Here is a 13049-nt window from a genome sequence, read left to right on the forward strand (position 1 = left end):
CTTTCTTATATTGAGTACAATTGTACTCTATTCTTTTTTTTATAAGAGACCAAAATAGTAAGTATTAAAAATGAACTTGATTACTTCATTTTACTTAAGTGAGAAATGTCATGAAAAAAGAAACCTCAGTAAATATAGTCATGGACCAAAAGTGTAATCACCTATTGAATATATCAAAGGAAACGAGTGGCAGAACAAAGCGTAATGAAGCTGCTGCACGATTAAAAGATCACCTTTTGCGCTTTCAGCACCAAGATTCTTGGGAGGTACAAAAGAAATAAATTTTAGCTTGAATAAATAGATCTAAAACTTAATTCAATAATAGATCCAGTTTAATACTTAAAAATACCATACGCATAGCGTAGGGATTTTTACACCCAAAAATCACATTTAACTCAATAAAAACATCAAGGATAATTAACATGATGAAAAAATGGATAACACCACGCAACCTCCTTCTGACTGGCACCAGTGTACTGCTCGCCACTCAACCCGCCCTGGCCGCCGATATGTTTGCCAGTGGCAAAACCGCCATTAAAGACACCGTTGGCACCGACTCCACCGTCGAAACCGCCATTCTCTCTGCCGGTGCCGTCGGCGCGGCATTAACCGGCTTCATCACCAAAAACTGGATAGGCGCCATCGGCGGCTTTGCCGTTGGGATGATTTTTTGGAGCGTTGTCGCCCCAATGGTCGGGCTCTAATCCCCTTCATTTAAAAAAAGGACGTCTCATGGAAGATCCTCATTTGTTCTACGCCATCCCAAAACACCTAAACAAAGGAAAAACCATTGTCGGGTTACCCCAGAGTGAGGTTCTTCCCGCCCTACTGTTATTTGCTGTTTTCTTTATCGCCAAGCATCAACTCATCGGGTTGGTGATTGGCGTTGTCTGGTTTGCCGGTCTGCGCATAATTAAAACCAAGTACGGGGACAACATCATTCCTCTTGCTCTGCACTGGTACGGCTCCACGCACGTCAATCAACACCTGTTTACTCGCACACCATCCGCCAACAAACGATACTGGATATTCTAATGCTGAACTCCAATAAGATTGATTTCATCGCCCTATCAAAAGCCCTCAATAAGCTGCTGCTTATTGGCTTTGTGCTTTCACTTGTGGTCAGCATTACCCTTGCTTTGGGTCTTTTATCTCTGGCAAACAACAAAAGCCGTACGCTCGTGCCACCGTCAATATCAAAAGCCTTCACCGTCTCAGATGGCACCATCGATGAGAGTTACGCCAGTCAAATGGCCGAGTACATTCTGTATTTAAAACTCAACGTCACTCCCGCGAACGTGGAGCGCCAATTCTCGCAGCTGTTGGATTACGCCAACGCCGACGCCTGGTCTAGTGTGCAACCGCAACTGGTCAGAGAATCCGTCCTTATTAAAAAATCCAATCTATCGAGCACCTTCTCTGTCTCCAGAGTCGAGGTCGCGATGGACTCGCTCATTGTTAACGTTCACGGGGTATTGAATAAATCCGTGGGTGACAGAGCACTGACTCCAGTGTCTTGTTCGTATTTGATTTACCTGAAATACGAACAAGGCACGTTAACCTTTAGCAGCATCAAAAAGGAGGCTCAATCATGAAGAAAAACCCTAGCCAACCTCTTGTCATGATTGCAGCGGTGCTGCTCTCTTTTCTTTCTTTTGAAGGCAGGGCAAAAAACCTTCCCTCAAACACCTACCCCTTTAACGACAATGACACGGTGCCGATTGTCCTGTCGTCATTGAACATCAATCGTCTCGTGGTTCGAGACGATAAAATCATTGGTTTGGATTGCCCGACGGGGTTTTGCACCAGTAAAGGCAACAAACAGGACGCGTCAGGCTCCATTACGTTGCGACTCAACATTGCCTTGCCGTTCACCGCGCAAGTGACCACCAAGAACGGCCGTAACTTTACGCTGTTCATTACCCCACGGGCGATACCCGCGCTGGTCTCTGAGTTTATTGGCACCGCCAATACACGCCAAGAAAAAAGTGTGTTCACCCGTGACTTTGATTACCCAACGGCCTTAACCCAATTCACAAAAAGCATGATGCTCTGGAGTGAGCGCGGGTTTTTGATTGACGGCTTCTCTTTGCATCACGTAGACCCGAGCACGTTACCCAAAGACACCAACCCCCTGGCCATCATTCCCCAAACGGTGTTTGTGGGAAAAGAGTACTCAGGCATCATTTACCGTGTACTCAATCAATCATCAGGACAAGTAACCTTAAGCACTTCCCAGTTCTATAGTTACTCAACCCGAAGTGCGGCCATCACCAAAGACACCTTGTTACCCAATGAAGACATGACGCTGTACATCGTGACAGGAGGCGGCAACCATGCTCAATAAATGGCTTAAAAAAAGCACCAACGACGCCACGGGCAGTTTTGAGCAAGGCTGCTTGATTAATGAGCGCAGCATCAAACGCAACGGCATCATTACACTGGTCATTCTTGTTACCCTTAGCACCCTGGGTGGTGTCGGTTACACCGTCACTCGACCATCAACGCCCCCACCGATAGAGCGTCCTCCGGTGGACTTTGGCGCCATCATTGAAGACGACTTTATCAGTGCCGACAATCAATCGGCACTCAGTGCGCAGCAAGACACCCTTCACACCCAAGAGCGCACCATTGCGGCACTAAAAAATGAAGTCAATCGCGTCAACGCCAAACTGGACAACACCGTGAACTTACAAGAAGAGAGCTTTGCTCGCTTTAAAGACAAGATGCAGGCGACCTTTGAGCGCCAACGCGCTGAAATGGTGTTGCAAAAAAAAGAAGCGCCCGCTCAGGAGACGGACCTGTCCGTCGCCTTTGGTGATAAGTCATTACCGCCTCGCGCCATTCCAAGCAGCAAGCACAACCCCAACGCCCCTGAGTTTTCTTATCAGAGCGCGGATGCGCCCATCTTTGATACCACCGGCATTGACAGCTACGAGTTTAATTGGGCGCTCTCCGAGGAGGAGAAACCCAAGCGCACCATTCTGAATTACGTTCCGACGGGCACCTTTGTCACCGCCTTGGTGACGGGCGGCGCAGACGTCAATGCAGGAGTGCTTGGCCAAGGAGACACGGTGCCGATGGTATTTCAAACCATTAATGCCGGAATATTGCCCAATGGGCAATCATCACGCCTTAAGGACTGCACCATCACCGGCTCAAGCTATGGCGAAATATCATCCAGTCGCGGGATAGTGCGCACCAATCGCATGAGCTGCATTTTTGATGACGGCGAAATCATCGATTTGGCGGTGAAAGGCACGGTGTTTAATTTTGGTCGCAACGGCATTCGAGGCACCACCATTTTACGCAATGGGAAAATCGTTCAAATGGCGGGACTCTCAGGCATTTTGACGGGCATTGGCGAGACAGGCAAAGCCTTGTCTTCCACAACGTCCGTGTCCGCCCTTGGCTCGACCTCCAGTCTGAACGGCTCGGACGCGGCCTTAAATTTGTTGGGCAATGCCACCGCCTCTGTGGGCGCTAAGCTCTCGGATTACTACATTCAACTGGCCGAGCTCTACCACCCGATTGTCGAATTAAACCCTGGCAATGTCGTGAACATTGTTTTTTTAGAAGGTTTTCCGTTGGACGCGCTCGGTATTGAGAAGTACGAAGCCAAACAGCAAGTCCAAGAAAGTAGGTCCGGCAACAATCAACTGCTCGATGTCATCACCAACAACCCACTGGCCAATCAATTACCTCAAGGGGTAAAGGCCGCCATGGGCGCCCAAACCGCGCCACTGACCGATTTTGGCTCACGATAAAGAAGGCCCACAATGAACTATACTGTCAAGCATACGATACTGCTCCTTGTTGCTCTCCTTGCCCTCAGCGGCTGCGCGGCGGGCATGAACGAAGAATTCAGTTGCAATGAAGTGGGCGGCGTTTCAGGCTGCGCCACCATGGGCGACATTCGCGCCAACATGAGTGCCTATGAGCAACACAACAACAAAAACCGCACCACCGCCACCTTACAAGCCCCCTCGTCAGAGTTTCTTGCTTTACCAAGACGGACTCGCGAGGGGCAACCAACCAGAAGCGAAGATAAAGTAAAAAAAATCACCATTTTCCCCTTCACCAATGAGCACGGTCACTTCATTGATACCACTGACATCTATTTCATTCTCAGTGACAGTCAATGGCAAGGTCGCCTGCCTCAAGCCATCAAAAAAGATTAAGGGAATACCATGAGCCTAACGTTACTGAAAAAACACAGTAAAACGGAGCACAACCACCTTCATCATCAATTGCCTTATCGCTTTTTTGATGATGAGCACACGCTCTTTCACAACACCACATCCATTGGCTTTGGGTTTCAACTCAACGTCCTTGGCGGCGCCAATGACAGTGCCATTGAAGCGTTAAACAAAATCCTAACCACCTTGCCTCAAGGCAAACAATGGGATTACCAATTCACCCTAACCTCCAACCATCAGGTCTCGCACCTGATTGAGCAAAACACCGCCTTAATGAGCAAACGTGGCGGCATTTGTGCACGATTGGCCAACAATGAGCGCACCTACGCCGATTTCGCGTCAACCTCTGGGTTTTTGCATCGCCAAAAACACCACTTCACGCTGCGTGAGCACCACAGCTTTTTGTTTGTCTCAACCACAAGCCGTGACATTGATAAAATCAATGACACCAAGGCGACGCTTTACACCTCATTGACGCAACTTGGCCTGACACTGACCCCGATTGGCGTTCCTGAATTAATCTCGTACGTCGATGGCCATTTAAATTTTAATGCCAACAAAACTCGCCCAGAAAAGGCAACATACAATGAGCACGAGCCGTTGCATACGCAAATGCTCTCACCTGACAGTGAGTTTTTAGTCTCAAGAGGCCACGTGGACAGCCGCCACACGGACAATAAGCACGGTGAGCAAACCAGTCGAGTCATCAACTTTGGGTTACTCAGACTGCCCAGCGATTTTCGCCTTTACGCGTTGCCAGAATGCTTCTCTTCGTTAAAAAATGTGGCGCAAAGCATCAACTGTCCGTTTACCTGTAGCGTCCAATTTCAAATTGAAGACAACGGCAAAGCCACGGCGGATAACGACGGGCACATCAGCGCCCTCATGAAAACCGTGGGCTCAAAAATGCAAGTGTTGGTCCCGACGGCCAAAGACGAACTGGCCGAGCGAAAACAAATACAGCTCGGGCTGCTCTCTAAAGAGTTCACCATGGTGTCAATGGTCATGAACCTCAGCCTCTTTAGTTCCAAAGAGAAGCAACGCGACGACAGCCAAGCCGCCGTCAGTGCGTTTTCAAGCGGCGGCATTGATATCGCGCCCCTCAATATGTTGCAAGGTCACGCCTATCTCTCTTCCCTTCCTTTTATGATGAGCGAAGGCTTTTGGAAAGACAGCAAACGCGCAGGGCGCATTCGCACCATGAAAAGCTCCAATGCCGTGAACTTCTTCCCCATCATTCATGACAACAAAAACTTCAGTGGCGGAATGCTGCTGCCCACCATGCGCCAACAGATTTCCTTTTTCGACCCGTTTAATTGTGGCAGCGACAACTACAACATCGCCTTAACGGGCGGCTCTGGGGCCGGAAAATCCTTTTTTGTTCAACTGCTCGCCAAATCGGTCTACTCCAAGTTTGGGAAAGTGTGGATATTGGACAAAGGCGCCAGCTACAAAAAACTGACCCTCATGCTTGAGGGCACCTACATGACCTCAAAAGAGATATTTCTGAATCCCTTTACCCACCTTGGAAAAATCAAAGCCAAAAGTGAGCACGAGGCGTCGGTAGACGACGAGTTAAATCCCCTTGCCGAAGTGCTCGACAACATCACCGCCCTGTTTGCCACGATGGCGTCTCCACGTGAAGAATTGGATCCCTTTCAAACCGCCGTCCTTGGGGACGCGATTTTGAACGCGTGGAACGACAAAGGCCCTCTCACCCGTGTGGATGACGTTCAAGCCGCTTTGTTTGCTATCTCAACAGAGAGCGACAACGACCGACGCATCAGTGACATTGCCACGCAACTCAACAAGTATTGCAGCAATAACGTTTATGGGGACACGTTTAACAAACCCTCCATGCTAAACCCTAACATTCACATCACGACCCTTGAGCTAGACGGATTTCCAGAGGCGGTGCTTCGTCCGGCCATCTTTGCGTTGATGGTCTCCATCAACCAGCAAATGTATTTAACCGGCTCTCGCTCAACCCCAAAACTGTGCATCATTGAAGAAGCCTGGTCACTGCTCTCTGGCGCCAACGCGCAAGCCCGTGAGTTCATTAATACCGGTTATCGCACCGCTCGAAAGTTTGGCGGCTCGTTTTGCACCGTGACCCAAGGCATTACGGACTTCTTTGCCAACGCCGAAGCCATGGCCTGTTACAACAACTCCGACATTCACATCACCCTACGCCAAGGCGAAGGGTTCACAAGCTTTCTGCAAGACAACCCTGATACGTTCAGCCCTTATGAGCAACAAGTCGTCAAAGGGTTTGAGAAGTCAGGCGTCGCAGGCTACAGCTGCGCGATGATAAAAGCCGGTGGCCACGCGTCGTTTCATCGGCTCTTTACCGATCCCTTTACCCGTGCGTGCCTCTCCACTGAGCCCAATGAATTTGAGTTTTGTGAAACCCTAATGAGCAACGGCACTGAACTCATGGACGCCATTGAGCAAACCGCTGAACACTTCTATGGCGATGAAATGCAAAAATTTGATGCGATGCTTCAAGGAGCAAAACAATGAAAAAAATCCCTTACACCCAGTGGCTTCTGATTGGGGCGTGCCTTGTCAGTCTGTCCGTGTCGGTATTGACCCTCATCACCCGCCCAAGCGTGGCGGTGTTTGATGTCAAACGCACTCTGACGCAATTTCAGCACCAACTTATCGAGAAAGGCGTCACACAAGCTGAGCATCAAGCGTACTTAACGCACTTTGCTCAAGCCCTAGAGCGTGCCACCGCGCAATACAGTCAAGAGCACAACGTGCTCATTCTAACCACACCCGCCGTGGTTGCGGGCGCCGACGACATCACCACCGTATTGCAACAACACATCATTGAGCAGTACCAACAAAGGGGCCAAGGATGAAACCGTCAATCCTATTGCTCACCCTTGTGCTTTTAAGTCCGTCTCTTCACGCGAAATCCATGGGCGTTGCCGGTGCCATTTTCCCCATTGGGGAAATCGACATGTTGCTCTGGATAGAGCAGCGCCTACAACGCTTTGAAGCCAACGGCCAAATGGACATCATGAAAAACGACATGAAACAGGCGGTAAAAAAACAAGTCGAGCGACCAACACCGGTTCTGGGGCTTGGCACAACCACCGAGCCCACGACGTTTACGGTAAATCCCACGCTGCGATTAGGCAAAGACGTCATGGACGCCCAGGGCCGTCTTTTGTTCGCCAAAGGAATGGAGATTAACCCGTTTGACAGCACCACCTGGCCAAACGGCGAGTACCCCGCGTTTGAGTTCAGTAAAACCCTTGTCTTCATTGATGGCGATGATGAAAAGCAACTTGCGTGGGCCAAGCAATACCGCACTAACAAACCCATCAAGTGGATACTAATCAATGGGAGTATCAATAAGAGCGCCCTTGCACTGAACACTCGAGTCTACTTTGACCAAAAAGGCACACTGACACGCGCACTCAAACTCAAAAACACCCCCTCAGTGGTTATGCAGGTGGGGACGCAATGGCAAATTCAAGAGGTTGATGTCTCACATCAACCTCGATAACAGGGGAAAGTCATGAAACTGTCGGTATTTATCCTTTTCATCAGTGTGTTGTGTTTACCTCAAAGAGCGTTAGCGATGGGGGCAACGTGCAGTGGCCACTTCATCAATCCCATCAGTGACATTTGTTGGTCTTGTCTTTTTCCTATGACCATAGGAAAAGTCCCGGTCATTCCATCCGCGTACCCTGATACCAACAACCCAAGCATTCCCATCTCCTACTGCCCCAAGCCCCCGCCCGTGTATGTGCAGATTGGTTTGAACATTGGTTATTGGGAGCCGTATTCCTTGGTGGATGTCACCCGCATTCCCTACTGCATGGTCAACATGGGCATGGAACTTGGCGGCGCCAATCAACCAGAAATTGGCGGACGAGTCACCAGTCGTGACAACGACAGCAGCGACGGCGGGTTCTATCACGCCCATTGGTACAAATACCCCATCATCTATTGGCTGCAAATCATGCAATCCACTGCGTGCATGGCCACCGACACCTTCGATGTCGCCTACATGACCGAAGTGGACCCGACCTGGGACGACGATGAGCTCGCGTTTGTGCTCAATCCTGAAGCGATATTGTTTGGCAATCCCATTGCGCAACTGGCGTGCGTGCCAGAGGCCATCTTAACCACCAGCAATCTGGCGCTGCCATTGGATGCGCTGTTTTGGTGCCTTGGCTCGCAAGGCAGTGCCTATCCATTAACCGGAACCACCAATTATCGAGACACCCCAATCCAAGCGGCCACCCTCATTATGGAGCGATTGAACTACAAATTGCACAGACAAGGGATTGTGTGGGAAACCCGCGGGGAAATCGGCGCCATTTGTTACCAATGGCCAGAGCCGATATTGCCAAAATCACGTTATCGCTACCAAATGACGGCGCCTATCCCTGACGCCCAATGGTGCCATCCATACACGACCACAACCGCCATCTGGGAATCAGGGCACGACAACCCGACCACTGGCGATAACTTTGGCTTCATGAACTGGCGCAAACGCAACTGCGTTTTCTTATAAGAAAAGAGAAGGAAAAAAGGATGAAAACATCAATAAACTCAACCTGGCATAACGAGCTGACCGTACTTTATTGCTCGGCAGTCATTACTCTACTATTAATAGCATCAATAAGTGACAGGCCACAATGGATTGGATGGGGGGTAGGCACCGTCATCGTCTATGCGTTCAGCTTTATCCCAAGACAACAAACACCGAGCTTACTAGGGAACGTGTTAATTAACACGTGTCATCTAGTGCCACTCATCGCAGGTGGTCTGTTTTATGTGCGCGAGCAAAACAGCCTATTTGACGCCATTTTCTACGGCGCGGCAATGTGGATGATGATAGTCACGTCGGCTTATGTCACTCCCCACCTCAGAGCGAAAACTCAAGGAGAAAAAAAATGAGACGACTCTCATCAGCGCTCGTTATCGTCACGCTGAGCTCATTCACCGCCCACAGCAATGATGGCTACAGTAACGAACAATTGCGCGCCCTACAGCAGCGTGAAAATGACGCCCTGAACACAACCAGCCCTCTTATTGGTTACGAAGTGGACCGCGCCATAGAGAGCAGCCACGCCATGCGTGACAAAATTCTGGCCATGTCACAACAGGTGAACCAACGCATCACCACCGACGCTTTATCCGAAGGACTCTACTTTCCAGAGCCAACCACCAACCCAAACGCCAACCCTACGGGCATTATTGCGCTGGTGTCACTCTCAATGCCGGACATTGCCTTGCAACAATTGCTCATTCAAAGTGAGCAGTATCAAATTCCTTTGATTATTCGTGGCGTATTGCCAGAGGGCTTTAGCGCCACCGTCGCTCGCATTAATCACTTACTGACCAAAGACCATAAAAAACACCCCATCAACAGTGGCATTGCCATCAACCCACAGTGGTTTACTCAATTTAACATCACTCAAGTGCCCGCCTTTATTTCGATAAAAGAAGGGAAATGCACCCAAAAGGGCCCATGCCGTGCCGAGGATTTTGATGTGCTCTATGGCAACATTTCCATGGGGGACGCGCTGAGTATCCTCTCAAAAGGCGACGCAAAAGAAAACGCCATCACCGCACAGGCTCGCACGGAGTAATCTATGAACCTCTCTCTCTCGCTGCTTCTTATCCTGGTACTCTCTCCTCTTGCCCTTGCAGGGCAAGAGGCCACGTTCAATGCCCACCTAAACTGGGCAAAAGGCGCAACCACAAGCACCCAAGCCAAGAGCGAATTTGCATTAACACCAGAAGACTACTGCAACGACGCCACCTGTAAAACTCAACTGCACGCCCCACAGCAAACGCAGTTAAGCAGCAGTGAATTAGAGAGCAAAGCCCAAGCGCAGTATCTCACCAACGAAGGGGCTCAAGCCATTAATGACGGGTTTTCAAAAGGGCGTCCAAGTGTAGAAAACGATCCAACGTACGAATTTGCACTCTTGGCGCAAGAGAACGCGTATGAAATAAGCCATGGCCTGTCCAATCCGTTTGTGGACTGCACCTCTGGCACCCTTTGCTCGCTCATTAATGTACAAAAAACCTGTAAAGCCCCGACCAATACGCCTCTCATTTATGTCCAAACCCCAACATTAGTGACTGATATTCGACCAATCTCCACCTACTCTTGTCCGTCAGGGACAAGACTGCAAGGAAATCGCTGTGTTTATACTGAGCGTCAATGCCGATACGATCGACAAAATCTCGTCACAAAAACGACACGAAAAAGTCGAGAATGGTGCTTTAGTGAAGGGATGTCTTATCGATGGAATGGAAAGGAAGTCAATCGTAATGGATTCTCCCAAGGTGGGAGTAAAAAGAAATACAACACCTCACGCTGCAAGGTTCAAGAATATCAAATCTGTGGCTCAGTCACCAAAAGCCGTAGCGCCACGGCGCACTGCCCTTCGGGTTACACCTTAACGGGCGATCATTGTTCAAAAAAAATCGTGACGTGGCCAAAAAGCAGACCAACAGGTCTGATTTCAGAATGCCAATCAACCAACAACGTCTGTGTCGAAGGAAGTAAAACAAAAATCATTGATGGCATTCGCGTCAGCCTTCCTTGCTGGAAGTACGAGACCACGTACCAATGCCAAACCACCAATACGTGTGACGCCCTCAGCGAGTGCACCAACGTCAGTAAAACATGCAGCCTGATGCAGCAAGGCGTCTGCGTTGAAGAAACCCTGACCAAATCATGCCAAGAAAAATCCTGTCAAGCCAACACATTGCAGTGCGGTGAAACCAGTTTTTGTCTCGATGGCGATTGCTACGACGCCACGCCGACCCAAAGCGATGACTTTCACACCTCCGTCTCTGCCCTTGCGGCCATTTCCGCCGCCGCCGAAGACTTGGGTGAGCCACCGACCATGTTCAAAGGCACCGCCATGAAGTGTGAGAAAAAAGCCGCGGGGATCAATGACTGCTGCAAAGATTCAGGCTGGGGACAAAGCCTTGGCATGAGTTGCAGTCCAGAAGAGGAAGCGCTAGGCAAAGCCAAAGAAGGCAAGCTCACGATTTATGTCGGTCAATATTGCGCGAAAAAAATCCTCGGCGTCTGCACCAGAAAAAAACGCAGTTACTGCGTTTATGACAGCAAGTTGGCGCGAATAATCCAAGAGCAAGGCACGCGACATCAACTGGGCCTCAGCAATGGCTCGGCCAAAGACCCAACGTGCAACCCCATCACGCCTGAGCAACTGCAACAGATTAATTTTGAACACTTGGATTTTTCCGATTTTTACGGGGACATGAACGACAACATGGCCTTACCAAGCCAAAACGAGATCCAATCTCGCTTACAAAACAACGTGAATTAAGGAGCGCCCATGAATCGATGCATCGCAATGATCGCCTTTTTCGTCAGTACCGGTGTATTGGCTGCGCCTAACGGATGGCGATGGTATAACGAGCCAACCCAAGACGCTAAGGCACCGGCGCCCATCACAAAGCCAAACACGGTGACTCGCACCTTAAGTGCCCGCGCACAATTAACGTGGTTTAAAGAGCAACACCAAGAAGCGCAAGCCGCCGCCACGATTGACCCAAGCAACAACCAAAAAGTAGAAAAAGCGATGCGACTCAATCAATACGTGTCCAATCAATCCTCTCAATTTGGCATGACCTTTAAAGAAGTCTTATTGAGTCACCCTGAGCTGTCTTACACCAAAGACAGACCCGTAGAGCAAGCGGCACGAAGCACGTATTTAGAGCTGGAGCGCGAGAAAAAAGTGCACACCATTAAACAAATGGCCGCTGAGGGATGGGGATTTTTCTTTGTGTATGAAGGCAAAGACACGTTAAGCCAAACCCTCGCGCCAAGCATTCAGCAATTTGCGACCACCCATGGCATTGAGGTGCTAGGGATAAGCAAAGACGGCACCACACTAGAGAGCATCAGAGAAAACAGAATGGACGACAACACCCTGAACGTGGCGTATTTGCCCGCGCTGCTGCTTGTGAACCCCAACACAAAAACCATTAAGCCGTTGGCGTATGGATTTATTTCACAAGACCAATTATTGGGGCGTTTTTACAACGTGGCCACCCATTACAACAGCCCTGATTTTTAATGAACAACCAACCAATGACAACCAAGGAGCATCACTCATGAAAATAGCATCAATCACACTTGCAGGCGTTTTACACGTCATCGAACGTGCCTTTATGGCGGGGTTCATCGTAGTTTCAATCCAAATTACGCTCTTTGTCTCTCGGATAGGCAGGTTCTTATTAAGTACGGATACGCTGGAGGCCGCTAACGAGCTCAACGCCTTCTCATTACAAAAGTGGCACCAAGGACTAGGGGTAACGTGGGACATATCATGGTCTTACACCCTTATCCTTCTGCTTATTTCTTTCTGCTACTTCTCTGTGGGCTTATTTTGTTTTCTGAGAAAACCAGAAAACAAAAGCAAACGAACCAAAGCCGAACTCTTCGCTATCGTATCACGCTACATCGAGCGTACCTTTGTCGTCGTGTTCATCGCAGTGTCACTTCAAATCACGTTTTTTTTACTGTGGCTATACGCTCGAACCACCTTCTCATTTGATGCACTCAGCGCGCTGTCATTAAGCGATTTACATCAAGGGATAGAGATCATGCATTACTCCTTCAACACCACGGCACTCATCTTGTTTTCCCTACTGCTTTGCGTTGCGTTTAAGGAACAACAAGCGGCTCGTCAAAAAAACACCATACCAACAAACCCATCAAAGTATTGCCGCCTTAGATTTAGGGCAAAGAAGATCCTTTGGGGCGCATTCCCAATCAAAAGTAGTACCCGAAAAAATGAAATAAAGAATGAAACAAAAAGTAATAAGAATTAA

General features: G+C 49.2%; 16 protein-coding genes. All 16 read left to right on the plus strand.

Features of this window, described 5'->3' with window-relative positions; genetic code table 11:
• Nucleotides 1-110: 110 nt before the first annotated feature.
• Nucleotides 111-281, plus strand: a complete 171-nt coding sequence (locus VSAL_RS21720; protein ID WP_012548839.1) for a TraY domain-containing protein — start codon at nt 111-113, stop codon at nt 279-281.
• 141 nt (nt 282-422) lie between these two features.
• On the plus strand, nt 423-704 hold the full coding sequence (gene traA / locus VSAL_RS21725) for a type IV conjugative transfer system pilin TraA (RefSeq protein ID WP_012548840.1): 282 nt from the start codon (nt 423-425) through the stop codon (nt 702-704).
• Between the two features lie 28 nt (nt 705-732).
• Nucleotides 733-1035 carry a type IV conjugative transfer system protein TraL gene (traL, locus tag VSAL_RS21730; protein WP_012548841.1) on the plus strand — a complete coding sequence of 101 codons (303 nt, stop codon included), beginning with the start codon at nt 733-735 and terminating at the stop codon, nt 1033-1035.
• Nucleotides 1035-1595, plus strand: a complete 561-nt coding sequence (gene traE, locus VSAL_RS21735) for a type IV conjugative transfer system protein TraE (protein ID WP_012548842.1) — start codon at nt 1035-1037, stop codon at nt 1593-1595. The genes traL and traE overlap by 1 nt, the downstream gene beginning before the upstream one ends.
• Nucleotides 1592-2347 (plus strand): type-F conjugative transfer system secretin TraK, encoded by a 756-nt coding sequence (gene traK / locus VSAL_RS21740; protein ID WP_012548843.1) that lies wholly within the window; start codon nt 1592-1594, stop codon nt 2345-2347. Before traE ends, traK begins: the two co-directional genes overlap by 4 nt.
• A complete protein-coding gene (locus tag VSAL_RS21745; protein ID WP_012548844.1) occupies nt 2337-3767 on the plus strand; it encodes a TrbI/VirB10 family protein in 1431 nt (476 codons plus the stop codon). Before traK ends, VSAL_RS21745 begins: the two co-directional genes overlap by 11 nt.
• 12 nt (nt 3768-3779) lie before the next feature.
• Complete coding sequence (traV, locus tag VSAL_RS21750) at nt 3780-4181, plus strand: type IV conjugative transfer system lipoprotein TraV (protein WP_012548845.1); 402 nt, start codon at nt 3780-3782, stop codon at nt 4179-4181.
• Nucleotides 4182-4190: 9 nt separating this feature from the next.
• Entirely contained in the window at nt 4191-6722 is a 2532-nt protein-coding gene (gene traC / locus VSAL_RS21755) for a type IV secretion system protein TraC (RefSeq protein ID WP_012548846.1), read from the plus strand.
• Nucleotides 6719-7066 carry a type-F conjugative transfer system protein TrbI gene (gene trbI / locus VSAL_RS21760; RefSeq protein ID WP_012548847.1) on the plus strand — a complete coding sequence of 116 codons (348 nt, stop codon included), beginning with the start codon at nt 6719-6721 and terminating at the stop codon, nt 7064-7066. The genes traC and trbI overlap by 4 nt, the downstream gene beginning before the upstream one ends.
• Nucleotides 7063-7719, plus strand: a complete 657-nt coding sequence (gene traW, locus VSAL_RS21765; protein ID WP_012548848.1) for a type-F conjugative transfer system protein TraW — start codon at nt 7063-7065, stop codon at nt 7717-7719. Before trbI ends, traW begins: the two co-directional genes overlap by 4 nt.
• Before the next feature lie 12 nt (nt 7720-7731).
• Nucleotides 7732-8736, plus strand: a complete 1005-nt coding sequence (gene traU, locus VSAL_RS21770; RefSeq protein ID WP_012548849.1) for a conjugal transfer pilus assembly protein TraU — start codon at nt 7732-7734, stop codon at nt 8734-8736.
• A gap of 20 nt (nt 8737-8756) precedes the next feature.
• Nucleotides 8757-9122 carry a hypothetical protein gene (locus VSAL_RS23485; RefSeq protein ID WP_044583682.1) on the plus strand — a complete coding sequence of 122 codons (366 nt, stop codon included), beginning with the start codon at nt 8757-8759 and terminating at the stop codon, nt 9120-9122.
• On the plus strand, nt 9119-9817 hold the full coding sequence (gene trbC / locus VSAL_RS21780) for a type-F conjugative transfer system pilin assembly protein TrbC (RefSeq protein WP_044583683.1): 699 nt from the start codon (nt 9119-9121) through the stop codon (nt 9815-9817). The genes VSAL_RS23485 and trbC overlap by 4 nt, the downstream gene beginning before the upstream one ends.
• Nucleotides 9818-9820: 3 nt before the next feature.
• Nucleotides 9821-11539 (plus strand): type-F conjugative transfer system mating-pair stabilization protein TraN, encoded by a 1719-nt coding sequence (gene traN / locus VSAL_RS21785; RefSeq protein ID WP_012548851.1) that lies wholly within the window; start codon nt 9821-9823, stop codon nt 11537-11539.
• 9 nt (nt 11540-11548) lie between these two features.
• Complete coding sequence (gene traF / locus VSAL_RS21790) at nt 11549-12292, plus strand: type-F conjugative transfer system pilin assembly protein TraF (RefSeq protein ID WP_012548852.1); 744 nt, start codon at nt 11549-11551, stop codon at nt 12290-12292.
• Nucleotides 12293-12329: 37 nt separating this feature from the next.
• The gene (locus VSAL_RS21795; RefSeq protein WP_044583684.1) at nt 12330-13049 is read left to right on the plus strand and encodes a hypothetical protein; all 720 of its coding nucleotides are present in this window, start codon (nt 12330-12332) and stop codon (nt 13047-13049) included.

This window comes from Aliivibrio salmonicida LFI1238 (genome assembly GCF_000196495.1).
GTDB lineage: Bacteria > Pseudomonadota > Gammaproteobacteria > Enterobacterales > Vibrionaceae > Aliivibrio > Aliivibrio salmonicida.